The organism is Kitasatospora sp. NPDC058046, from assembly GCF_042885595.1.
GTDB lineage: Bacteria > Actinomycetota > Actinomycetes > Streptomycetales > Streptomycetaceae > Kitasatospora.
The window spans coordinates 1-23,583 of sequence record NZ_JBHVRS010000047.1 but is presented as its reverse complement, the minus strand read 5'-3'; the positions used below and the strand labels follow the sequence as shown (position 1 = coordinate 23,583).

Sequence of the window (23,583 nt, the reverse complement as noted above, 5' to 3'; positions counted from 1 at the left end):
GCACGAACCGGAAGTGGTGTTTCAGAGGATTGGCCACCGCGGGACCGTCCGCGCAGATGCGTGTCCGGTGCTCCCTGCCAGGCAGCTCGAAGAACTGTACGCGCTTCCACGCACCGATGCAAACGTCGTGCAAAGACGGCCGGCCGGACCCCGGGGAGAGGGGTCCGGCCGGTGGTGCCGTGCGGATCAGCTGTTGGTGGGGAAGCCCAGGTTGATGCCGCCGTGCGACGGGTCCAGCCAGCGCTGGGTCACGGCCTTGCCCCGGGTGAAGAACTGCACGCCGTCCGGGCCGTACGCGTGGGCGTCGCCGAACAGCGAGGCCTTCCAGCCGCCGAAGGAGTAGTAGGCGACCGGGACCGGGATCGGCACGTTGATGCCGACCATGCCCACCTCCACCTCGAACTGGAAGCGCCGGGCCGCGCCGCCGTCGTTGGTGAAGAGGGCGGTGCCGTTGCCGTACGGGTTGGCGTTGATCAGTGCCAGGCCCTCCTCGTAGGAGTCGACGCGCACCACCGAGAGGACCGGGCCGAAGATCTCGTCGTTGTAGACGGACATGCCGGGCTTCACGTGGTCGAACAGCGTGGGGCCGAGCCAGAAGCCGTCGGCCGTCGGGGAGCCGTTCCGGTCCTCGGCGGTGACCGGGTGCTTGCGGCCGTCCACCGCGAGCTCGGCGCCGTCGGCGACCCCGGACTCCACGTAGGAGGTGACCTTGTCCCGGTGCTGGCCGGTGACCAGCGGACCCATCTCGGACTCGCCGTTGCAGCCGGGGCCGACCTTCAGGGTGGCGATCCGCTGCTTGATCTTCTCGACCAGCTCGTCGCCGATCGGGTCGACCGCGACCAGCACGGACACCGCCATGCAGCGCTCGCCGGCCGCGCCGAAGCCCGCGTTGACGGCGGCGTCGGCGGCGAGGTCGAGGTCGGCGTCCGGCAGGACCAGCATGTGGTTCTTGGCGCCGCCCAGGGCCTGCACGCGCTTGCCGTAGCGGGTGCCGGTCTCGTAGACGTAGCGGGCGATCGGGGTGGAGCCGACGAAGCTGACGGACTTGACGTCCGGGTGCTCCAGCAGGCGGTCGACGGCCACCTTGTCGCCGTGCACGACGTTGAAGACGCCGTCCGGCAGGCCGGCCTCCTTCCACAGCTCGGCGAGGAAGTTGGCGGCGGACGGGTCCTTCTCCGAGGGCTTCACCACGACGGTGTTGCCGGCCGCGATGGCGATCGGGAAGAACCACATCGGCACCATGGCCGGGAAGTTGAACGGCGAGATGATCGCGACCGGGCCGAGCGGCTGGCGGATCGAGTAGACGTCGACGCCGGTCGAGGCCTGCTCGGTGAAGCCGCCCTTGACCAGCTGCGGGATGCCGCAGGCGTACTCCACGACCTCCAGGCCGCGGGCGATCTCGCCGAGCGCGTCGGAGTGCACCTTGCCGTGCTCGGCCACGATGATCGAGGCCAGCTCGTCGCGGCGGGCGTTCAGCAGCTCGCGGAAGGCGAAGAGCACCGTCGTCCGCTTCGCGATCGAGGCGGTGCGCCACTCGGTGAAGGCCGAGGCGGCGGCGGCCACGGCCTGGTCGACCTCGGCGATCTCGGCGAAGTCGACCTGGCCGGCGACCTGGCCGGTGGCCGGGTCGAAGACCTCGCCGCGACGGGGGGCCGCACCGGCGGTGGCGACGGGCTTGCCGCCGATCCAGTGAATGATGTGCTTGCTCAAGGTCCGTCTGCCTCCGAAGTCCCGGGCGGCGTCCTGCCACCGGTCCGGTCTGGCGCCGCCCGCACGTGGGCCGGGCGACGGGAATCACGGGGCTACCGCGCTCGTCTCCCAGTCTGGTGGCCGCTCCGGCGCAGCTCAACGAACAGGCTGACGGGGATCGTGGATTCAGCCTTACAGGTCGTCCGGTCACTCGCCCGAACGTGTGAACCCACCACGAATGCCCCCAACGGCACGGGCACCCAAACACCGCGGGCACCCGCGGGACCGAGGGGTTAGGACTCCCCGTCCTCCGGCTCCTCCAGGTACGGGTCGTGCAGCCCGTCCGCCGCCTCCCGGGTCTCCAGCAGGTCCAGCCGCAGGTCCTGCGCCCAGGCCAGCGCCCACCGCTTCAGCTCGGCCACCTCCCCGGCCGGCACGCCCCGGGCGCGGAACCGCCCGTCCGCCGCCTCGGCGAGCGCCTCCAGCCGTTCGGCCAGCGCCGCGGGCTGGAAGTCCGGGTCCAACTCGGCTGCCAGCGCGAGCAGTTCGCCCTCCCGGTAGCAGCGGGTGAGGGCGTGCACGTCGATCAGGTCGCGGGGCATGCCCCGGTCCACGAGCAGCACGGTGGTCAGCGCGGCCGCGTCCTCCAGGGCGACGACCGGCAGCACCGCCGGGGGCTCCTCCGGTCCGGGCGCACCGAGGTCGAACCGGACCGGCCGGTGTCCCAGCGGTTCCTTGCGCAGTTCCACCGAGTGCGACCGCCCACCCAGCGCCAGCCGGACGGTGAGCTGTTCCAGCCGCGGTGTGCCCGGCCGCTCGACGGCCCCGCCGCCCGCCGCCCGGTACGCCTCGCCCAGCGCGGCGGCCACCTCCGGCAGGTCGGCGCCGCCGGTCGCCAGGGTCAGCCCGTCCTGCGGGCAGGCCGCGACGCCGTGGGCGCGCAGCGCGTGCCCTCCCGCCAGGGCGAGGCCGTACCGGTCGCAGACGGGTGCGGCCAGCGCGGCCAGGCGCAGCTGGGCGGGGCCCGGGCGGAGGGACGCGTCGACGGCGTGCGGGACGGTGGTCACGCCTCCAGTCTGACGCGACCGCCCGCTCCACGCGCCAGTTGCCGGGCGCCCGGAGCGCTACCGGGCGCCCCCGGGCACCTCCTCACGCCCCCGGGCCCCCGGTTCCGCACGAGACGGCGCGGCTCACCAGCCGCCGAGCCGGGCCGCCGCCTCGTGCAGGGCGAGCTCCAGCAGCACCGGGTCGGTGAGCCGCCCGGAGCCGTCCGGCGGGACCAGCCAGCGCACGCCCCGGCTGCGGCGCCCGGGGTGCGGGACGACGATCCAGGTGCCCTCCCCCGCACCGCGCACGCCGGTGCCGATCCAGCGGGCGGCGGTGCCGACGGGCACCAGGAAGCTGACCTGCCCGCCCCCGAAGTCGGTGAGGACCGGACCGCGGGTGCGCGGGTCCAGGACCTCCGCGGCCGGGCGCCCGAGCCGTCCGGGGACGGAGAGGACGTCCCAACGCCGGCCGGCCGGCAGCAGCACCAGGCCCAGCCCGGTGCGCTCCCACTGGTCCCGGAAGGCCTCCGGGTCCGGTGCCGCCTGGGCGAGCCAGTGCAGTCCGGTGGTCTCCATGTCGTGTCCCCGCTTCTTGCCGTTCGTACTGTTCGGAGACGGCGGGAAGAGCGAGACCCGCCGTCACCAAGGAGAGGCGGACGGCGGGTCCCGATTACACGACTAGGGGCACCCGGCTACGGGCGTTCGTGGTTTCAACGGTTTCAACGGCTTCAGCCGTTTCGGCAGATCAGCGGTTCAGCATTTCAGCGGTTCAGCTGTCGAAGCCGAGCCCCAGCCGGTCGAGGGTGCGCAGCCAGAGGTTGCGGTGGCCGCCGTTGCGGTCCGCCCGCTCCAGCGACCGGGTGGTGAGCTCGATCCCGGCCCAGCGCACCGGCTCGGGCGGGAACGGCAGCGGCTTGCTGCGCACCATCTCCAGCGAGGTGCGCTCGGTGCGCTCGCCGGCCAGCAGGTCGAGCATCACCTCGGCGCCGAAGCGGGTCGCGCCGACGCCGAGCCCGGTGTAGCCGACCGCGTACGCGACCTTGCCCCGGTACCCGGTGTCGAAGAACGCCGAGAACCGGCTGCAGGTGTCGATCGCGCCGCCCCAGGCGTGGGTGAAGCGCAGGCCCTCCAGCTGCGGGAAGCAGCGGAAGAAGTGGTTGGCCAGGGTGCGGAAGGTCTCCGGCCGCTGGTCGTACTCGTGCCGGACCTGGCCGCCGAAGTGGTAGACCGCGTCGTAGCCGCCCCAGAGGATCCGGTTGTCGGCGGAGAGCCGGAAGTAGTGGAACTTGTTGGCGCTGTCGCCGAGGCCCTGGCGCCCGCGCCAGCCGATCGCGGCGAGCTGCTCCTCGCTGAGCGGCTCGGTCATCAGCGCGTAGTCGTACACCGGGACGACGTACGGGCGGACCCGCTTGAGCAGCGACGGGAACACGTTGGTGCCGAGCGCGACCTTGCGGGCGAAGACCCGGCCGTACGGGGTGCGGACGGCCATGCCGCTGCCGTGCTCCCGCAGGTCGGTGGCCCGGGTGTGCTCGAAGATCCGCACGCCCTGGCCCAGGCAGGCGTCCTTGAGGCCCCAGGCGAGCTTGGCGGGGTGGACCATCGCCACGCCCTCCTTGTCCCAGAGGCCGCCGAGGAAGGTCGGCGAGTCGACCTCGGCGCGCAGCTGGTCGGCGTCCAGGACGGTGATGTCGAAGCCGTACCGGGCGACCGCCTCGGCGATCTCGTGGAGCTCCTCGACCTGGTGGGGCTGGGTGGCGACGTCGATCTCGCCGGTGCGCTCCCACTCGGCGTCGATGCCGTAGCGCTTGAGGGTGGCCTCGATGCCGTCGAGGTTGGCGGCACCGAGGCGTTCCAGCTGGGCCAGTTCGGACGGCCAGCGGTCCAGGCCGTTGCCGAAGCCGTGGGTCAGGCTGGCCGCGCAGAACCCGCCGTTGCGCCCGGACGCGGCCCACCCGACCTCGTTGCCCTCGACCAGCACGACGTCCAGCGAGGGGTCGCGTTCCTTGGCGATGAGGGCGGTCCACAGGCCGGAGTAGCCGCCGCCGACGACCAGCAGGTCGCAGGTGGTGTCGCCGACCAGGGCGGGCAGTGCCGCCGGCCGGCCGGGATCCTCCAGCCAGAAGGGGGTGGGCCTGGCGTCACTGAGTGCGCGGGCGGAGTCCATGCATTATCAGCCACTTTCTACGAATAGGTGATGGTTGTACTGGCCACCGTCGTCGACCGTATGTCAGGCGGCGGCCTTCCGGCGGTTGCCCAGCCACTGGCCGACGACGGTCAGCAGGACGGCGGCGAGGAACATCGCGGTGCCGATGACGTTCACCTGCACCGGGATGCCGCGCTGCGAGGCGCCCCAGACGAACATCGGGAAGGTGACCGTGGTCGGCCCCGAGTTGAACTGGGTGATGATGAAGTCGTCGAAGGAGAGCGCGAAGCTGAGCAGCGCGCCCGCGGCGATGCCGGGCGCCGCCAGCGGCAGGGTGACCCTCAGGAAGGTCTGGACGGGGGTCGCGTAGAGGTCCTGGGCGGCCTGTTCGAGCCTCGGGTCCATGCTCATCACGCGCGCCTTGACCGCCGTCACCACGAAGCTGAGGCAGAACATGATGTGGGCGATGAGGATGGTGGTGAACCCGAACGGGATGCGCATGTTGAGGAAGAGCGTCCCGAGCGAGGCGGCCATGACCACCTCGGGCATGGCCATCGGCAGGAAGATCATCGCGGTGGTGGCCGAGCGGCCGCGGAAGCGGTAGCGGGCCAGCGCGAAGGCGACCATGGTGCCGAGCACGGTGGCGCCGACGGTGGCGAGCACCGCGATCTGCAGGCTGAGCGAGAGCGACTGGCACATGTCGGCCACGCCGCAGGGGTTGGTCCAGGCGTCGGTGGAGAACTCGTTCCACTCGTAGTTGAACTTGCCCACCGGCTTGTTGAACGAGAAGGCGAGCACGACCAGGTTGGGCAGCACCAGGTAGGCGAGGGCCAGCAGGCCGGCCAGCACCACCAGGTGGGCGCGGATCCACTTGGAAATCCGGGACATCAGACCAGATCCTCCGTCCCGGCCTTGCGCATGTAGACCGTCACCATGCCCAGGATCAGGGCCATCAGGATGAAGCTCAGCGCGGCGGCCGTGGGGTAGTCGAGCACGTTCAGGAACTGCTTCTGGATGCCGTTGCCGACCATCTGCTCGCTCGGCGAGCCCAGCAGCTGGGCGTTGATGTAGTCGCCGGAGGCGGGGATGAAGGTCAGCAGGGTGCCCGCGACCACGCCCGGCAGCGAGATCGGGAAGGTGACCTTGCGGAAGGTGGTGAACGGCCGGGCGTAGAGGTCGCCGGCCGCCTCGTGCAGGCGCGGGTCGATCCGCTCCAGCGAGGTGTACAGCGGCAGGATCATGAACGGCAGGAAGTTGTAGGTCAGGCCGCAGACCACGGCGAGCGGCGTGGCCAGCACCCGGTCGCCGCTGGTCAGGCCGAGCAGGTTGGTGACGTCCAGGACGTGCAGCGCGTTCAGCGCGCCGACCACCGGGCCGCCGTCGGACAGGATGGTCTTCCAGGCCAGCGTGCGGATCAGGAAGCTGGTGAAGAACGGCGCGATGACCAGGATCAGGATGACGTTGCGCCAGCGCTTGCTCGCCTTGAAGGCGATCGTGTACGCGAGCGGGTAGCCGACGGCCAGGCAGAGCACGGTGGCGACGGCCGCGTAGGAGAACGAGCGCAGGAAGTGCCACCGGTACTCGACCAGGGCGTCCCAGTAGGTCGATATGTGCCAGGTGACCTTGAAGCCCTCTTCGAGCGAGCCGCTCTGCAGCGAGGTCGACGCCTGGTAGACCAGCGGGACGGCGAAGAAGACGACCAGCCAGGCGATGCCGGGAAGCAGCAGCCAGTACGGGGTGAGCTTGCGCCTGGGCTTCGGCGCCGGTCCCTCCAGCGGTATGACCTGGGGTGGCGCGGCCGGGGTGGTGGTGGTCATGCGGCCTCCTCCGCGGTGCCCGCGTCGATCGCCTGGGCGGCGTCCAGGGCGAAGGAGTGCGCCGGGTTCCAGTGCAGCTGGACGGCGGCGCCGGGGACGATCCGCGCGTCGCGCTCCATGTTCTGCTCGAAGACGGTGACCTCCTGGCCGCCGTCGGTGCGCACCACGTACTGGGTGGAGACGCCGATGAAGCTGGAGTCGAGCACCGTGCCGGCCAGCCGGTTGCGGCCGTCGGCGACCTGCTCGGAGGCGTGGGTGATGGTGATCTTCTCCGGGCGCACGCCCAGGTGGACGCGCTTGGCGTCGGTGGCGCAGCGCGCCTTCGGCACCGCGAGGCGGGCGCCGGCCGCGCTGAGCAGCAGGTCGCCGCCCTCGGTGCCGGTGACCTCGGCGGGCAGCAGGTTGGACTGGCCGAGGAAGTTGGCCACGAAGGTGGTGGCGGGGTTCTCGTACAGGTCGGCGGGGGCGCCCAGCTGCTCGACCCGGCCGCCGTTCATCACCGCGATGGTGTCGGCCATGGTCATGGCCTCCTCCTGGTCGTGGGTGACGTGCACGAAGGTGATGCCGACCTCGGTCTGGATCCGCTTGAGCTCCAGCTGCATCTGGCGGCGGAGCTTGAGGTCGAGCGCGCCGAGCGGCTCGTCCAGGAGCAGCACCTGCGGGTGGTTGATCAGTGCGCGGGCGACCGCGACGCGCTGCTGCTGGCCGCCGGAGAGCTGGTGCGGCTTGCGCCGGGCGTACTGGCCGAGCTCGACCAGCTCCAGCATCTCCTCGACCTGCTTCCTGACGTCCTTCCTGCCGCGCCGGCGCAGGCCGAAGGCGACGTTCTCGAAGATGTCCAGGTGCGGGAAGAGCGCGTAGCTCTGGAAGACGGTGTTCACCGGCCGCTTGTACGGGGGCAGGGCGGTGACGTCCTGGCCGCCGATCAGGACGGTGCCGCTGGTGGGCTCCTCCAGGCCGGCGATCATGCGCAGGGTGGTGGTCTTGCCGCAGCCGGAGGCGCCGAGCAGGGCGAAGAACGAGCCCTGCGGGACGGTCAGGTCGAGCGGGTGGACGGCGGTGAAGGAGCCGTAGGTCTTGCCGATGCCGGTGAGCCGGACGTCGCCGCCGACGGCCGCGTCGCGCTGCTGGTCTGTCATGGGGTGGTGTCTTCCTGGGATTCTCTGCCGGGAGCGGGGGTCAGGCGCCGATGAGCTTGGAGAACTTCTGCTCGAAGTCGCTCTCCTCGCTCTCGGAGAGCGTGCGGAACACGTGCGCCCTGCCCGCCATCTCGGGGGTGGGTACGACCAGCGGGTTGGCCGCGGTGTCCGGGGCGATGCCGGCGAGCTCGTCCTTCATCCCGGTGACGGCGGAGACGAAGCCGATGCCCGCGACCAGCTGCGCCGCGATCTTCGGCTGATAGTAGAAGTCGATCAGCTTCTCCGCGTTCGCCTTGTGCTGGGCCCTGGCCGGGACCAGCATGTTGTCGGTCGAGGCGATGTAGCCCTTCTCCGGGATGACGAACTCGATGTCCGGGTTGTCGGCGCGCAGTTGGATCAGGTCGCCGCCCCAGGCGATGCAGGCCGCGATGTCGCCGGCGGAGAGCTCCTGGCCGTAGTCGTTGCCGGTGAAGCGGCGGATCTGCTTGCTGTCGACGGCCTTCTGGAGGCGGGCGACCGCGCCGTCGAAGTCGTCGGCGGTGAACCTCTCGGTGCTCTTGCCCTGGTCCAGCAGGACCATCCCGATGCTGTCGCGCATCTCGGAGAGGAAGGTGACCCGGCCCTTGAGGTCGGGATCGTCCAGCAGCTGGGAGACGCTGGTGACCTCCTTCCCCCTGGTCGCCTTCCGGTTGTACGCGACGACGGTCTGGATGCCGGCCCACGGGTAGGAGTAGAGCCGCCCCGGGTCCCAGTCGGGGGCGCGGAAGCGCGACTCGATATTGGTGATCGCGGTGGTGACGTTCGCCGGGTTGAGCTTCTGCACCCAGCCGAGCCGGATCAGCCGGGCGGCCATCCAGTCGGTGAGCACCATCAGGTCGCGGCCGGTGTCCTGGCCGGAGGCGAGCTGCGGCTTGATCTTCCCGAAGAACTCGACGTTGTCGTTGACGTCCTCGTTGTACTTCACCTTGATGCCGGTGGCCTCGGTGAAGGCCTCCAGGGTGCCGTGCTTCTCCTTGTCCTTCTCGTCCGTGTCCACGTACAGCGGCCAGTTGGAGAAGGCGACCTCCTTCTGCGTCTCCGAGAGGTCCTTGGCGGCGTTCGCGGTCGAGTCGCCGGTCGCCCGCGGGGCCGCCGGGATCCCGCAGGCGGCCAGGGTGCCCGCTCCGGCGCTCAGCGCGGCGGCGCGCAGCAGGGTGCGGCGGCCGAGCGCGGCCCGGCCGCTGGTCAGACTGCGTTCCCAGGCCCTTCGGACCGGTTCGGGCAGACCGTCGGTGAGCTCGTTGAACGCCATGGAACGGGCCTCCTGGGGGAGATGGGGTGTGGGGGCACCCGCGTGGTCCGGGGGTTATCTGTCTCCGAAGACGGTGCGGTGCCAGTCCTTGCGGGCCACCGCGGTGGTGTCGAACATGACGTGCTTGACCTGGGTGTACTCGTCCAGCGAGTACTGGGACATGTCCTTGCCGTAGCCGGACGCCTTGTAGCCGCCGTGCGGCATCTCGCTGATGATCGGGATGTGGTCGTTGACCCAGACGCAGCCGGCCGCGATCTCCCGGGTGGCGCGCAGCGAGCGGTGCACGTTGCTCGTCCAGGCGGAGGCGGCCAGCCCGTACGGGGTGTCGTTGGCCAGCCGCAGGCCCTCGTCGTCGCCGTCGAAGGGCAGCACCACCAGCACCGGGCCGAAGATCTCGCCCTGCACGACCTCGCTGTCCTGGGCCGCGCCGGTGATCAGGGTCGGCCGGTAGTACGCGCCCCGGGTGAGGTCGGTGCCGTCGTGGCCCTTCTCCGGGGCCCGGCCGCCGGTGACCACGGTGGCGTACGAGCGGGCGCGCTCCACGAAGCCGGCCACCCGGTCCCGGTGGGCGTACGAGACCAGCGGGCCGAGGTCGGTGCGCGGGTTCAGCGGGTCGCCGATCCGGATCGCCGCGTACAGCTCGGCCACCCCGGCCACGAAGGCGTCGTACAGCGGGCGCTGGACGTAGGCGCGGGTGGCGGCGGTGCAGTCCTGGCCGCCGTTGATCAGCGAGGCCGCGACCGCTCCGTGCACCGCGGCGTCCAGGTCGGCGTCGTCGAAGACCACGAACGGGGCCTTGCCGCCGAGCTCCAGGTGGGTGCGCTTGACGCCCGCGGTGGCGATCTCGGCGACCCGCTTGCCGACGCCGGTGGAGCCGGTGAAGGAGACCATCGCGACGTCCGGGTGCCCGACCAGGTGCTCGCCCGCGGTGCGCCCGGCGCCGGTGACCACGTTGACCACGCCGTCCGGGATGCCGGCGGCGGTGCAGGCCCGGGCGAACATCAGCGAGGTCAGCGGGGTCAGCTCGGCCGGCTTGAGCACGATGGTGTTGCCCGCGGCGATCGCCGGGAGGATCTTCCAGGCGGCCATCTGCAGCGGGTAGTTCCACGGCGAGATCGAGCCGACCACGCCGACCGCCTCGCGCCGCACGTACGAGGTGTGGTCGCCGGAGTACTCGCCGGCCGCCTTGCCCTCCAGGTTGCGGGCGGCGCCGGCGAAGAAGGCGGCGTTGTCGACGGTGCCGGGCACGTCGAACTCGGTGGCCAGCTTGACCGGCTTGCCGGTCTGCGCGGTCTCCACCCGGGCCAGGTCGTCGGCCGCCCCGGCCAGCACGGCGGCCAGCCGGGTGAGCGCCTCGGAGCGCGCACCGGGGGTGGCCGAGGACCAGCCGGGCAGGGCCGCCCTGGCGGCGGCGACGGCGGTGTCCACGTCCCCGGCGGTGGCCAGCGCGACCTGCTCGACCACGCTGCCGTCGGCGGGGTTGACGACCTGGAAGGGCTCGCCGCTCCCCCTGGTCTGGCGTCCCGCGATGTACTGCGCGCCCGGGCCGAAGTCGGTCAGGTCCATCTGGTTCCTCCAAGTGCCGTGGTTCGACCGCTGCGGGGTCACGCGTCCGCGGTGGGGGTCTGCGGTCCCGCTGACCTTGCCTGCTGCGGGGTTGGGGTGACAAGGGTCACTTCGACAACCTCGGCACGAAGGGCCTTACAGGGTGCAAGGGTGCGGGCAGGGCAACAGGTCGTCGGGGGGATGGATGATTTACCTGACACCCTGACTGCACGACCCTGACCGCACACCCCGACCGCGTCACCCGAAACCAGAACGCCCGGAGCCCCGGCTCCGCTCTCCACAGCCCCGGAGGCCCGCGATGCTCCCCACCGTCGCCCGAGTCCTCGACCTCGACGTGATGCGGCGCGGCCTGCCCCAGGTGGTGGCCGGCGCCGACCACCTGGAGCGGCCGGTCCGCTGGGTCCACGTCAGCGAACTGCCCGACGTCGCCGGGATGCTCCGCGGCGGCGAACTGGTGCTGACCACCGGCATCGCCCTGCCCGAGGACCGCGAGGGCCTGGCCCGCTACGTGCGCGAGCTGGACGAGGTCGGGGTGGCCGGCCTGGTCGTCGAGTTCGGGCGGCGCTACTTCGACTCGCTCCCCCGCGCCCTGGTCAACGCCGCCGAGCAGCGCGGACTGCCGCTGATCACGCTCCGCCGCGAGCTGCGCTTCGTCGCCGTCACCGAGGCCGTGCACGCCCTGGTGGTCAACTCCCAGCTGGAGCAGCTGCGGATCTCCGAGTCGGTCCACCAGGTCTTCAACGAGCTGGTGGTGGAGGGCGCCGAGCCGCCCGAGGTGATCCGCCAGGTGTCCCGGATGGCCGGCGCCCCGGTCGTCCTGGAGAACCTGGCCCACCAGGTGCTCGCCCACGACGCCGCCGGACGCCCGGAGGCCGAGGTGCTGGAGGACTGGGAGCGCCGCTCGCGCGGCGTCCGGCCGGCCGGACGCACCGGCCACGACCCGCGCAGCGGCTGGCTGGTCACCACCGTCGGAGCCCGCGGCCAGGACTGGGGCCGGCTGGTGCTGGTGCAGGAGCCCGGCCCGCTGCCCGAGGGCGAGGCCCACCCGCACACCATGCTGCTGGAGCGCGGCGCCTCCGCGCTGGCGCTCAACCGGCTGGTGGTGCGCGACCGGGAGAGCCTGGAGCGGCAGACCCACCGCACCCTGCTGTCCGGCATCCTCACCCATGCGCTGACCGTCTCCGAGGCGGCGCTGCGCGCCCAGGCCCTCGGCATCCCGCTGGAGGGCCGCCGGCTGGTCGGCGTGGTGCTGCGGCAGCGGCGCGGCCCGATCCCGGCCGCGCTGGAGGCGCAGGCCCGGCTGCGCGACTTCACCGAGCTGGCCGCCGGCGCCGTCCGGGCCTGTCGGCTCACCGCCCTGGTCGGCGCGCTGGACGACGAGGCCGTCGGGCTGCTGATCACGCTCGGCACCCAGCAGGACGAGCACGCCTCGCTGGACGCCCTCTCCGCCGCGCTGCGCCGGATGTCCGCCGAGGCCGGACGGGAGGGCGGCGACCCGGCGGGCCCGGTGGTCGCGGTCGGCTCCTCGGTCGGCTCGGTGCGCGACGCCCGGCGCACCCTGCTGGAGGCCACCCAGGTCGCCGACGCCGCCCTGCACGACGCGCCCGGCGGCCGCAGCTCCTCCTACTACCGCCTGCCGGACGTCCGGCTGCGCGGCCTGCTCCACCTGCTGCGCGACGACGCCCGGCTGCAGACGTACGTGGAGCGGGAGTTGGGCCCGCTGCTGGCCCACGACGCCGAGCACAACGGCCAGTTGGTGCAGATGCTGCGGATCTACCTGGAGCAGGGCCGGAACAAGTCGGCCGCCGCGGACGCCGCGCACCTGTCCCGGCCGTCCTTCTACGACCGGCTGCACAAGGTCGAGCGGATCCTCGGCGTCGACCTCGACCAGGTGGAGTCCTGCCTCTCCCTGCACGTGGCGCTGCTCGCCCTGGACGCCGTCCGGCGGTAGCGGTCACACCCCGGTGATGCGCCCCCAGACCTTGTGCAGCTCGGGCCGCTCGGCCGAGGTGACGTCGCGCATGGTGTGCAGCCGGGCGCGCATCCCGTCGGTCGGGAACACCAGCGGGTTCTCGGCGAGTTCGGCCTTCTCCTTGTCGCCGCTGGCCGCCAGCACCTCGCGGGCGGCCGGCACCGGGCAGATGTACTGGACGAACGCGGCGAGTTCGGCGGCCACCTCGGGCTGGTAGTAGTAGTCGATCAGCAGCTCGGCGTTGCGCTTGTGGGCGGCCCGGTTGGGGATCATCAGGCTCTCCGCCCACAGCTCGCCGCCCTCCTCCGGCACCACGAACTCGATGTCCGGGTTCTCGGCGGTGAGCTGGACGGCGTCGCCGGAGTAGGCCTGGCAGGCGAGCGCCGCACCGGAGGCGAGGTCGCTGGTGTAGTCGTTGCCGGTGAAGCGCCGGACGTGGCCGCTGTCCACCGTCTTCTGCACCAGGTCCATCGCCCGGCGCGCGTCGTCGTCGGTGAACTTCGCGATGTCCGCGCCCTGGGAGAGCATCAGCAGCCCGAGCGCCTCGTCCAGCCCGGCGAACAGCGTGACCCGGCCCTTGAGGTCGGGCGCCCACAGGTCGGCGGTGGACCTGATCTCCCGGCCGAGCGCCTTGCGGTTGTAGGCGATGCCGGTGATCCCGGACTGCCACGGCACGCTGCGCCGGCGCCCGGGGTCGAAGGCCGGGTCGGCCAGCTGCGGGTCCAGGTTGGCCGTGACGTTGGGCAGGTTGGCCCGGTCCATCGCCTGCACCCAGCCCAGCGAGACGTACCGCCCGGCCATCCAGTCGCTGATCACCATCAGGTCCCGGCCGGGAGCGGCGCCCTGGGTGAGCACCGGGCTGATCTTGCCGAAGAACTCGTCGTTGTCGTTGATGTCCTCGGTGTAGCCGACCGCGATCCCGGTCTTCTCGCTGAAGGCGTCCAGGGTGGGGCGCCCGCCCGCGTCGTCGGTGTCGATGTACTGCGTCCAGTTGGAGAAGACGAGCCGCTTGTCGCCCTCCGAACGGTCCGGCACCGAGCGGCGGTCCTCGGCCACGTACGCGGACGGGATGCCGCAACCGGTCAGCACGCCGGCGCCGAGCAGCGCGGCCCCGCCGAGCACGGAACGCCGGCGGACGGGGCTGGAGGCGGGAGGACGGCGGGTCAGGGTGGAGCTGCTGGGCATGAGCGGCCTTCCGGAGCGTGGGACGGCCCCGGGCACGCGGGTGCTCGGGGCCGTCCTGGTTGGTACGTCAGACAGTGTGCGCGTCGGTGAGCGACAGCACCTCGTCCAGGACCGCGAGGCCGGTCTTGGCCTCCTCCTCGGTGACGGTGCACGGCGGGACGACGTGGAAGCGGTTCATGTTGACGAACGGCCAGAGCCCGCGCTGCTTGCAGGCCGCGGCCAGCTCGCCCATCGGCGCGTTGGCGGCGCCGGCCGCGTTGTAGGGCACCAGCGGCTCGCGGGTCTCCCGGCTCTTCACCAGGTCCAGCGCCCAGAACACGCCGAGGCCGCGGACCTCGCCGATCGACGGGTGCCGCTCGGCCAGCTCGCGCAGGCCGGGGCCGAGCACCGTCTCGCCGATGTGCTTGGCGTTCTCGACGATGCCCTCCTCCGCCATGGTGGTGATGGTCGCCACCGCGGAGGCGCAGGCCAGCGGGTGGCCGGAGTAGGTGAGCCCGCCGGGAAAGGGCCGCTCGGCGAAGGTGGCCGCGATCTCGGCGCTGATCGCCACGCCGCCCAGCGGCACGTAGCCCGAGTTGACGCCCTTGGCGAAGGTGAGCAGGTCCGGGGTGACGCCCCAGTGGTCGGCGGCGAACCACTCGCCGGTGCGGCCGAAGCCGGCCATCACCTCGTCCAGGATGAACACGATCCCGTAGCGGTCGCAGATCTCCCGCACCCCGGCCAGGTAGCCGGCCGGCGGGACCAGGATGCCCGCGGTGCCGACCACGGTCTCCAGGATGATCGCCGCGACGGTGCCGGGCCCCTCGAACGCGATCACCTGCTCCAGGTGCTCCAGCGCGCGCTCGCACTCCTGCGCCTCGTTCTCGGCGTGGAAGTTGGAGCGGTAGGCGTACGGCCCCCAGAAGTGCACCACGCCGGAGACGCCGCTCTCGTTGGGCCAGCGCCGCGGGTCGCCGGTGAGGGCGATCGCGTTGGCGGTGGCGCCGTGGTACGAGCGGTAGGTGGACAGCACCTTCTGCCGGCCGGTGTGCAGCCGGGCCAGCCGGATGGCGTTCTCGTTGGCCTCGGCGCCGCCGTTGGTGAAGAAGATCTTGTCCAGGTCGCCGGGGGTGCGCTCGGCGATCAGCCGGGCGGCCTCGCTGCGCGCCTCGACCGCGAAGCCGGGGGCGATGGTGCAGAGCTTCGCCGCCTGCTCCTGGATCGCGGCGACCACCTTCGGGTGCTGGTGGCCGATGTTGGTGTTGACCAGCTGCGAGGAGAAGTCGAGGTAGCGGTTGCCGTCGTAGTCCCAGAAGTACGAGCCCTCGGCGCCGGCCACCGCGAGGGGGTCGATCAGCGCCTGGGCGGACCACGAGTGGAAGACGTGCGCGCGGTCGACGGCCTTGACGGCCTGGCCGGCGGCTGAGTCAGCGGTGGGAATGCTCATGCCGGTAAGGCTAGGGCGGGCCCGTCCCCGAAGGGCAGTTCCATCGTGTCAGCCGGTCGCGCCAACCGTCGACAGGGTGCAAAGACACAGGGCCCGGGTCGAGAAGACCCGGGCCCATGGTCGGTTCAGCCGGTGATCAATTGATCAGATCGCGGTCATGACGTGCTTCACCCGGGTGTAGTCCTCGAAGCCGTACGCCGACAGGTCCTTGCCGTAGCCGGACTTCTTGAAGCCGCCGTGCGGCATCTCGGCGACCAGCGGGATGTGGGTGTTGATCCAGACGCAGCCGAAGTCCAGGCGGCGCGACATCCGCATGGCGCGGGCGTGGTCCTTGGTCCACACCGAGGAGGCCAGCGCGAACTCGACGCCGTTGGCGTACTCGACGGCCTGGTCCTCGTCGGTGAACTTCTGCACGGTGATGACCGGGCCGAAGACCTCGTTCTGGATGATCTCGTCGTCCTGGTTCAGGCCGGAGACGACGGTCGGGGCGTAGAAGTACCCCTTGTCGCCGACCCGGTGGCCGCCGGCCTCGACCTTGGCGTGGGCGGGCAGCCGCTCGATGAAGCCGGAGACCTGCTTCAGCTGGTTGGCGTTGTTCAGCGGGCCGTACAGCACGTCCTCGTCGTCCACGCCGCCGGTCTTGGTCTCGGCCGCGGCCTTGGCCAGCGCCTCGACGAAGGCGTCGTGGATCGACTCGTGGACCAGCACGCGGGTGGCGGCCGTACAGTCCTGGCCGGCGTTGAAGTAGCCCGCCACCGAGATGCCCTCGACGGCCTCGGCGATGTCGGCGTCCTCGAAGACCACGACCGGGGCCTTGCCGCCCAGCTCCAGGTGGACGCGCTTGACGTCCTTGGAGGCGGACTCGGCGACCGAGATGCCGGCGCGCACCGAGCCGGTGATGGAGGCCATCGCCGGGGTCTTGTGCTCGACCATCAGCTTGCCGGTCTCGCGGTCGCCGCAGATGACGTTGAAGACGCCGGCCGGCAGCTCCAGCTCCTTGAGCACGCCGCCGATGATCTCGGCCAGCAGCACGGTGGAGGCCGGGGTGGTGTCGGAGGGCTTCAGCACGACGGCGTTGCCCGCGGCGATGGCCGGGGCGAACTTCCAGACGGCCATCATCATCGGGTAGTTCCACGGCGCGACCTGGGCGCAGACGCCGACCGGCTCGCGGCGGATGATCGAGGTCATCCCGTCCATGTACTCACCGGCGGCCTTGCCCTCCAGCATGCGGGCCGCACCGGCGAAGAACCGGATCTGGTCCACCATCGGGCCGATCTCCTCGGAGAGGGTCAGCGCGCGGGGCTTGCCGGTGTTGCGCACCTCGGTGTCGACGATCTCGTCGGCGCGGGCCTCGACCGCGTCGGCGATCTTGAGCAGCAGCTTCTGCCGGGTGCTCGGGGTGGAGTCGCGCCAGATCGGGAACGCGGCGGCGGCCGAGGCCATGGCGGCGTCCACGTCAGCGGCACCGGACAGCGGCGACGTCGCGTAGACCTCGCCGGTGGTCGGGTCGACGATGTCGAGCGTGCGGCCGTCGACCGCGTCGACGAACTCACCGTTGATGTAGTTGCGCAGCGTGCGAAGGTCGCTCACGGATCTCTCCTCGGTCTGGGCCTGCGGCGTTGCAGATTCCGGCGCCATGGTACGTCGGCGGGTCCGGCGTACGAAGGGTCCCGAGTGGCCGCACCCGGAGCGGCGCGGTCCACTGGTGGCGGTACGCGCACCGGCCCTCGGGGGCGCGCGCGTACGGTGCCAGGGTAGCCGCACGACTGCTGGTATCGACAGGCGGAGTGCGCTCTGGCAATGAAATCCGCATACGTTTTCCAAGATCACGACGAAATCAGCAGTTTCCACGCTTGCGAACGCGCGAACGATCAGGCACAGTGGCCGCGTGGCCAACCGCGACCGGAACGCCAGCGTTCCCCTCGACGCCGCCTCCAAGGCGATCATCGAGCAGCTCCAGGAGGACGGGCGACGCCCGTACGCCGCCATCGGCAAGGCCGTCGGCCTGTCCGAGGCGGCCGTGCGGCAGCGCGTCCAGAAGCTGCTCGACCAGGGCGTGATGCAGATCGTCGCCGTCACGGACCCGCTCACCGTCGGCTTCACCCGCCAGGCGATGGTCGGCATCCGGGTCGAGGGCGACATCGAACCCGTCGCCGACGCGTTGGCCGCCCTCGACGAGGTCGACTACGTCGTCTGCACCGCAGGCTCGTTCGACCTCCTGGCCGAACTGGTCTGCGAGGACGACGAGCACCTGCTCGAAATGATCAACAAGCGCATCCGCGCGCTTCCCGGCGTGCGGAGCACCGAGAGCTTCGTTTACCTGAAGCTCCGGAAACAGACCTACACCTGGGGCACCCGATGACAGCCGACCCGGCGCAGAAGGACCTTTCCAAGACCGCCTACGACCACCTGTGGATGCACTTCACCCGCATGTCGTCGTACGAGAACTCCCCCGTGCCGACGATCGTCAAGGGCGAGGGCACCTACGTCTGGGACGACAAGGGACGCAAGTACCTCGACGGCCTCGCCGGCCTGTTCGTCGTCCAGGCCGGCCACGGCCGTGAGGAGCTCGCCGAGGCCGCCGCCAAGCAGGCCAAGGAGCTCGCCTTCTTCCCGGTGTGGAGCTACGCCCACCCGAAGGCCGTCGAGCTGGCCGAGCGCCTGGCCAACTACGCCCCGGGCGACCTGAACAAGGTCTTCTTCTCCACCGGTGGCGGCGAGGCCGTCGAGACCGCCTGGAAGCTCGCCAAGCAGTACTTCAAGCTGACCGGCAAGCCGACCAAGTACAAGGTCATCTCGCGCGCCGTCGCCTACCACGGCACCCCGCAGGGCGCCCTGTCGATCACCGGCCTGCCGGGCCTGAAGGCCCCGTTCGAGCCGCTGGTCCCGGGCACCCACAAGGCGCCCAACACCAACATCTACCGCGCCCCGGCCTTCCTCGAGGGCCCCGACGGCACGGTCGACCCCGAGGCCTACGGCCGCTGGTGCGCCGACGAGATCGAGGTGGCCATCCTCAACGAGGGCGCCGAGACCGTCGCCGCCGTCTTCGTCGAGCCGGTGCAGAACGCCGGTGGCTGCTTCCCGCCGCCGCCCGGGTACTTCCAGCGCCTGCGCGAGATCTGCGACCGCCACGACGTGCTGCTGGTCTCGGACGAGGTCATCTGCGCCTTCGGCCGCCTGGGCACCATGTTCGGCGCCGACAAGTTCGGCTACCAGCCCGACATGATCACCTGCGCCAAGGGCATGACCTCGGGCTACTCCCCGATCGGCGCCACGATCATCTCGGACCGCCTCGCCGAGCCGTTCTACAAGGGTGACAACACCTTCCTGCACGGCTACACCTTCGGTGGCCACCCGGTCTCCTCCGCGGTGGCGCTGGCCAACCTCGACATCTTCGAGCGCGAGGGCCTGAACCAGCACGTGCTCGACAACGAGTCGGCGTTCCTGGGCACCCTGGACAAGCTGCGCGACCTGCCGATCGTCGGCGACGTCCGCGGCAACGGGTACTTCTACGGCATCGAGCTCGTGAAGGACAAGGTCACCAAGGAGTCGTTCAACGACGAGGAGGTCGAGCGCGTCCTCTACGGCTTCCTGTCGAAGGCCCTCTTCGACAACGGCCTGTACTGCCGCGCCGACGACCGTGGCGACCCGGTCATCCAGCTGGCCCCGCCGCTGATCTCCGACCAGTCGACCTTCGACGAGATCGAGCAGATCCTGCGGACCAGCCTCACCGACGCGTGGGCGAAGATCTGATCCCCTGAGCCTTCTTCCCCACCCTCCGCCGAAGGGCGGCCCCGCTCCCGCGGGGCCGCCCTTCGGCGTCCCCGGTCCGCTCAACATCACAGTCGTACGACCAAACATGCCTGAATGCGGGTGATTTGCCCGTGATGGACCAGTGCGCCGCAACCGCGACCCGGCCCCCTCGTTCTAATCTGACGACTGTCATATCCCTGCGGCCACCCAGGATGGATCCTCATGTCAGCGGCACCGCCTGACAACGACGTGCTGTGGGCCCGAGGGATCGTCAAGTCCCATGACGGCACCCCCGCCCTGCGCGGCATCTCGATCGGCGTCCGCGAGGGCGAGGTGCTCGCCGTCACCGGCCCGCGCGGCTCCGGCAAGAGCACCCTGCTCGGCTGCCTCTCCGCGCAGCTCCCGGTCGACGAGGGCGAGGTCTGGTTCAACAGCGCCCCCGTGCACACCCTCGCCCGGGCCGGCCGCGAACGGCTGCGCCGCGACCGCTTCGGCTTCGTCGGCTCGGAGCCCCACCTGGTGCCCGAACTGACCGCCCGGGAGAACGTCGCCCTGCCGCTGCTGCTCGCCGGGGCCGGCAACAAGGCCGCCTACACCGCCGCCGACGAGTGGCTGGAACGCCTCGACGTCGGCGACTGCGCCCGGCTGCGCCCCGAGCGGCTCGTCCAGAGCCGGCGCCAGCGGGTCGCCGTCGCCCGCGCCCTGGCCCCGCTGCCGCCCGTGGTCTTCGCCGACGACCCCACCGCCCCGCTGCACCGCGAGGCCGCCGACCAGGTCATGCGGATACTGACCAGCGCGGCCCGGTCCCACCAGCTCACCCTCGTCCTGGCCACCCACGACGCCGAACTCGTCCGGTTCGCGGACCGCGCCGTCGCCCTCGTCGACGGACGGCTCACCGCCCCCGTCGCCCCCGTCCCCCGCGGCACCACCGCCCCCGGGGCCAACGGGGCGCCCGCCGTCACGGCCACCCGCCGCTGACGGCGCCGGGCCGCCGAACGCCGAGCCACCGAACGCCGCCGAGCCGCTGAAAGAGTCGACGTGTTCTATTTCCGTCTGGCCCGGGGCTACCGGGTGCCCGACCTCGGCCGCTGGCTGCTCACCGCGCTGGCCGCCGCCGTGGTCGCCGCCTTCCTGCTGCGCTCCCTCGGCCGGGCGATGAGCGACCCGGCCGGCGGCGCCGGCCCGCTGGTCCGGCTGCTCTGGTGCCTGCCCCCGCTCGCCGCCGTCGCCTGGTTCGCGGCCGTCGCCGCCCGCGCGGTGCCCGCCCGGCGGCCCGAGCGGATCGCCGGCCTCACCGCCGCCGGGGCCGGCTCCCACCGGATCCGGACGCTGATCGCCGGCGAGGTCGCGCTCGCCTCCACCCTCGGCAGCGTGCTGACCCTGCTGGCCTTCCTGGTGCTGCGCAACGACGTCGCCGGGCCCGGGCTCGCCCCCGACCTCGGCATGGGCGTGCCGCTGCCGGCCGCCGCACCGGTCGCCCTGCTCGCCCTGGTCCCGCTCACCGCCGGCACCGCCGCCGCCTGCGCGGTGCCCGTCACCGAGACCCTGCCCGGCGGTCGCACCCAGGCCCCGACCGGCTTCGGCGTCTGGCGGATCGCCCTGGCGACCGGACTGGGCGTCATCGGCGCCGCGCTCGAACTCATCGCCCTGCGCCCCGGCGCCGCCGCCGACGGCCGCCCAATCCACCTGCCCGCCGGGCTCGGCAGCACCAGCACCGCCGCCCTCGGCGGCTGGGCCGCCAGCGCGCTCGGCCTCGCCCTGCTCACCGGCCCGCTGCTGGGCTGGGCCGGGCGGCTGCTCGCCGTCGGACGGCCCACCCCGCTGCGGCTGCTGGCCGGGCGCGGGCTCACCGCCCAGGCCCGCCGGCTCGGCGCACCGCTGGCCGTGCTCACCCTCGCCGTCGCGCTGGTGCTCACCACCGTCCGCTACTGGATCGGCACGCCCGACAGCGCCGACGCGCTGCCCGCGGTCGAGGCCTGCCTGGTGCTCGGCTGCGCGGCCGCCGCGGTGGTCACCCGGCTCGCCGAGGTCCGCACCGACCGCCGGGAGGTCACCGACGCGCTGCTGCGCCTCGGCACCTCGCCCCGGCTGCTGTTCGGCGCGGTCGCGCTGCGCACCCTCGCGGTGGGCAGCACACTGCTGCTGACCGGCGGGGCGACCGCCGCACTGGCGGCCGCCGGCCTGCGCTGACCCGCGCCACGCACCTGGCGCCCGGCTCCTGTCCTAGCCCGCCGCGGCGAGCTGGCCGCAGGCGCCGTCGATCTCCTGGCCGCGGGTGTCGCGGACGGTCGTCGGCACGCCGTGCGACTGGAGGCGGCGGACGAACTCGCGCTCGTCCTCGGGCCGGGAGGCCGTCCACTTGGAACCCGGGGTCGGGTTCAGCGGGATCAGGTTGACGTGCACCCGGTGGTTCTTGATCAGCCGACCGAGCAGGTCGGCCCGCCAGGCCTGGTCGTTGATGTCCTTGATCAGCGCGTACTCGATGGAGATCCGGCGGCCGGACTTCTCCGCGTAGTTCCAGGCCGCGTCCAGCACCTCGGCGACCTTCCACCGGGTGTTCACCGGGACCAGCTCGTCGCGCAGCTCGTCGTCCGGGGCGTGCAGCGACAGCGCCAGACGGCAGCTGAGGCCCTCGTCGGCGAACCGGTTCATCGCCGGGACGAGGCCGACGGTGGAGACCGTGATGCCGCGCTGGGACAGGCCGAAGCCGTCAGGGGCCGGGTCGGTCAGCCGGCGGATCGCGGCCAGCACCCGGTTGTAGTTGGCCAGCGGCTCGCCCATGCCCATGAAGACCACGTTGGACAGCCGCGCCTCGCCGCCGGGGATCTCCCCCGCCTTGAGCGCGCGCATCCCGGAGGCGATCTGCTCGACGATCTCGCCGGTGGACAGGTTGCGGGTCAGACCGGCCTGGCCGGTGGCGCAGAACGGGCAGTTCATGCCGCAGCCGGCCTGCGAGCTGATGCACATGGTGACCCGGTCCGGGTAGCGCATCAGCACGGACTCCACGAGCGTGCCGTCGAACAGCTTCCAGAGCGTCTTGCGGGTGGCGTCGTCGTCGCAGGAGACGTGCCGGACCACCGACATCAGCTCGGGCAGCAGGCTCCCGGTGAGCTTCTCCCGGCTGGCGGCGGGGATGTCCGTCCAGCTCGCCGGGTCGTTCGACATCCGGCCGAAGTAGTGGTTGGAGAGCTGCTTGGCGCGGAACGGCTGCTCGCCCAGCTCGGCGACGGCCTCCTTGCGCTCGGCGGGGCTCAGGTCGGCGAGGTGTCGCGGGGGCTTGGCGCCGCGCGGCGCGACAAAGGTGAGTTCTCCGGGCTTAGGCATGGTTGTTCCAGTGTCGCAGACGCGCGAGGGCCCCGGACGCCAGGCGTCCGGGGCCCTCACCTCGTACGTCCCGCCCGGGCGGGTCAGCTGCCGACGAAGGCCGCCAGCAGCAGCCAGACCACCGGGGCGGTCGGCAGGAGCGAGTCCAGCCGGTCCATGATGCCGCCGTGGCCGGGCAGCAGCGTGCCCATGTCCTTGATCCCGAGGTCGCGCTTGATCATCGACTCGCCCAGGTCGCCCAGGGTCGCGGTGACCGCCGCGCAGCCGCCCAGGATCAGGCCCTGCCACCAGCTGCCGCCGTCGATGATCAGCTCCATCAGCAGCGCGCCCGCCAGCATCGACAGGCCGATGCCGCCGGCCAGGCCCTCGCGGGTCTTGCCCGGGCTGATCGTCGGGGCCAGCTTGGTCTTCCCGAACTTGTAGCCCACCGCGTAGGCGCCGGTGTCACTGCAGATCGTCACGATCAGGAAGAGCACGATCCGCTGGGGGCCGTCGTCGGCCGCCAGCATCATCGCCACGAAGGTGGCCAGGAACGGCACGTAGAAGGCCGTGAACACGCCTGCCGTTATGTCCCGCAGGTAGTCCTCCGGCGGCTCGGCCATCCGCCAGACCATCACCGCCAGCCCGGTCAGCGCGAGCGAGGCGGCGGCCCACTGGATGCCGGACCAGTAGCCGGTGGCGACCATCGCGATGCCGCCCACGACCAGCGGGACCAGCGGCGCCTTGATCTGCTTGCGCTCGGCGAGCCGGCTGGTCAGCTCCCAGACGCCGACCGCGACCGCGGCCATCACGACGACCAGGAACAGCGCCTTCACCACGAACAGCGAGGCGATGATCACCGCACCGAGGCCGACGCCCACGCCTATGGCGGCCTGGAGGTTACGGCCGCCGCGCTGCTTGCGCGGCTGCGGCTGCGGAGCGGGCTGGGCGGCCACGGGTGTCTCCTGCCCTGGGAGGGACGACGGCACGAAGCGGGGCTGCCCGGCCGCCAGGTGGTTCGCCGGCGGCGCGGGATGCACCGGTGCCCCCGGGTGCGGCGGGGTGCCGTGACCGGGGGCGGGGGCGGCGTCGTCGGATATCGCGCGCAGCACGACCGTCTCCGTGACGCCCGGCGGCGCCGGCTCGGGCTGTTCGTCCCGGAACAGCGGGCCGCTCAACCGACCGGCCCCCCGGGCCTGCCCCTCGGCGGGGTCGGCCGGGCCGCCGCCGGCGGGCCGCCCGTGGGCCGCGGG

The 23,583-nt window shown here is 72.0% G+C and carries 19 protein-coding genes; 5 read left to right on the top strand and 14 right to left on the bottom strand.

Annotation, left to right across the window (positions count from 1 at the left end; translation table 11 throughout):
- Positions 1-186: 186 nt before the first annotated feature.
- The 9 genes from ACFVU7_RS44265 to ACFVU7_RS44225 all read right to left on the bottom strand — a co-directional run bounded on the left by ACFVU7_RS44265 (position 187) and on the right by ACFVU7_RS44225 (position 10,691).
- Positions 187-1,710, bottom strand: a complete 1,524-nt coding sequence (locus ACFVU7_RS44265; RefSeq protein WP_049660358.1) for a CoA-acylating methylmalonate-semialdehyde dehydrogenase — start codon at positions 1,708-1,710, stop codon at positions 187-189.
- 272 nt (positions 1,711-1,982) lie between these two features.
- Positions 1,983-2,756, bottom strand: coding sequence for a nucleotidyl transferase AbiEii/AbiGii toxin family protein (locus tag ACFVU7_RS44260; RefSeq protein ID WP_388052289.1), 774 nt, complete (start codon positions 2,754-2,756; stop codon positions 1,983-1,985).
- 123 nt (positions 2,757-2,879) lie between these two features.
- The gene (locus tag ACFVU7_RS44255; RefSeq protein WP_049651908.1) at positions 2,880-3,311 is read right to left on the bottom strand and encodes a hypothetical protein; all 432 of its coding nucleotides are present in this window, start codon (positions 3,309-3,311) and stop codon (positions 2,880-2,882) included.
- A 193-nt stretch (positions 3,312-3,504) separates the two neighbouring features.
- Entirely contained in the window at positions 3,505-4,899 is a 1,395-nt protein-coding gene (locus ACFVU7_RS44250) for an FAD-binding oxidoreductase (RefSeq protein ID WP_049651907.1), read from the bottom strand.
- Positions 4,900-4,962: 63 nt separating this feature from the next.
- Positions 4,963-5,766 (bottom strand): ABC transporter permease, encoded by an 804-nt coding sequence (locus ACFVU7_RS44245; RefSeq protein WP_388052286.1) that lies wholly within the window; start codon positions 5,764-5,766, stop codon positions 4,963-4,965.
- Entirely contained in the window at positions 5,766-6,695 is a 930-nt protein-coding gene (locus ACFVU7_RS44240) for an ABC transporter permease (RefSeq protein ID WP_049651905.1), read from the bottom strand. Before ACFVU7_RS44240 ends, ACFVU7_RS44245 begins: the two co-directional genes overlap by 1 nt.
- Entirely contained in the window at positions 6,692-7,834 is a 1,143-nt protein-coding gene (locus tag ACFVU7_RS44235) for an ABC transporter ATP-binding protein (RefSeq protein WP_074001531.1), read from the bottom strand. Before ACFVU7_RS44235 ends, ACFVU7_RS44240 begins: the two co-directional genes overlap by 4 nt.
- A 40-nt stretch (positions 7,835-7,874) precedes the next feature.
- Complete coding sequence (locus ACFVU7_RS44230) at positions 7,875-9,125, bottom strand: extracellular solute-binding protein (protein ID WP_388052283.1); 1,251 nt, start codon at positions 9,123-9,125, stop codon at positions 7,875-7,877.
- A gap of 54 nt (positions 9,126-9,179) precedes the next feature.
- The gene (locus tag ACFVU7_RS44225; protein WP_049651902.1) at positions 9,180-10,691 is read right to left on the bottom strand and encodes a gamma-aminobutyraldehyde dehydrogenase; all 1,512 of its coding nucleotides are present in this window, start codon (positions 10,689-10,691) and stop codon (positions 9,180-9,182) included.
- Positions 10,692-10,989: 298 nt separating this feature from the next.
- Between ACFVU7_RS44225 and ACFVU7_RS44220 the strand changes: the two genes are divergently transcribed.
- Positions 10,990-12,642 carry a PucR family transcriptional regulator ligand-binding domain-containing protein gene (locus ACFVU7_RS44220; RefSeq protein WP_074001528.1) on the top strand — a complete coding sequence of 551 codons (1,653 nt, stop codon included), beginning with the start codon at positions 10,990-10,992 and terminating at the stop codon, positions 12,640-12,642.
- A gap of 3 nt (positions 12,643-12,645) precedes the next feature.
- Here ACFVU7_RS44220 and ACFVU7_RS44215 read toward each other — a convergent pair whose 3' ends face one another.
- From ACFVU7_RS44215 to ACFVU7_RS44205, 3 genes are all read right to left on the bottom strand, one after another.
- Positions 12,646-13,848 carry a spermidine/putrescine ABC transporter substrate-binding protein gene (locus tag ACFVU7_RS44215; RefSeq protein WP_388052281.1) on the bottom strand — a complete coding sequence of 401 codons (1,203 nt, stop codon included), beginning with the start codon at positions 13,846-13,848 and terminating at the stop codon, positions 12,646-12,648.
- Positions 13,849-13,915: 67 nt separating this feature from the next.
- Positions 13,916-15,274: an aspartate aminotransferase family protein gene (locus ACFVU7_RS44210; RefSeq protein WP_049651899.1), complete on the bottom strand. Its 1,359-nt coding sequence runs from the start codon at positions 15,272-15,274 to the stop codon at positions 13,916-13,918.
- A 144-nt stretch (positions 15,275-15,418) separates the two neighbouring features.
- Complete coding sequence (locus ACFVU7_RS44205) at positions 15,419-16,912, bottom strand: gamma-aminobutyraldehyde dehydrogenase (protein WP_049651898.1); 1,494 nt, start codon at positions 16,910-16,912, stop codon at positions 15,419-15,421.
- Between the two features lie 250 nt (positions 16,913-17,162).
- Between ACFVU7_RS44205 and ACFVU7_RS44200 the strand changes: the two genes are divergently transcribed.
- The 4 genes from ACFVU7_RS44200 to ACFVU7_RS44185 all read left to right on the top strand — a co-directional run bounded on the left by ACFVU7_RS44200 (position 17,163) and on the right by ACFVU7_RS44185 (position 21,217).
- The gene (locus tag ACFVU7_RS44200) at positions 17,163-17,636 is read left to right on the top strand and encodes an Lrp/AsnC family transcriptional regulator (protein ID WP_030306695.1); all 474 of its coding nucleotides are present in this window, start codon (positions 17,163-17,165) and stop codon (positions 17,634-17,636) included.
- Positions 17,633-19,027: an aspartate aminotransferase family protein gene (locus ACFVU7_RS44195; RefSeq protein ID WP_049651897.1), complete on the top strand. Its 1,395-nt coding sequence runs from the start codon at positions 17,633-17,635 to the stop codon at positions 19,025-19,027. Before ACFVU7_RS44200 ends, ACFVU7_RS44195 begins: the two co-directional genes overlap by 4 nt.
- 222 nt (positions 19,028-19,249) lie before the next feature.
- A complete protein-coding gene (locus ACFVU7_RS44190) occupies positions 19,250-20,005 on the top strand; it encodes an ABC transporter ATP-binding protein (RefSeq protein WP_049651896.1) in 756 nt (251 codons plus the stop codon).
- 60 nt (positions 20,006-20,065) lie between these two features.
- The gene (locus ACFVU7_RS44185; protein WP_388052278.1) at positions 20,066-21,217 is read left to right on the top strand and encodes a hypothetical protein; all 1,152 of its coding nucleotides are present in this window, start codon (positions 20,066-20,068) and stop codon (positions 21,215-21,217) included.
- Between the two features lie 33 nt (positions 21,218-21,250).
- Here the strand turns inward: ACFVU7_RS44185 and rlmN are convergent, their stop codons facing one another.
- Together rlmN and ACFVU7_RS44175 are read right to left on the bottom strand one after the other, a co-directional pair.
- Positions 21,251-22,351: a 23S rRNA (adenine(2503)-C(2))-methyltransferase RlmN gene (gene rlmN, locus ACFVU7_RS44180; protein ID WP_074001525.1), complete on the bottom strand. Its 1,101-nt coding sequence runs from the start codon at positions 22,349-22,351 to the stop codon at positions 21,251-21,253.
- An 83-nt stretch (positions 22,352-22,434) separates the two neighbouring features.
- The coding region (locus tag ACFVU7_RS44175; RefSeq protein ID WP_388052275.1) for a phosphatidate cytidylyltransferase at positions 22,435-23,583 on the bottom strand (1,149 nt) is incomplete at its 5' end.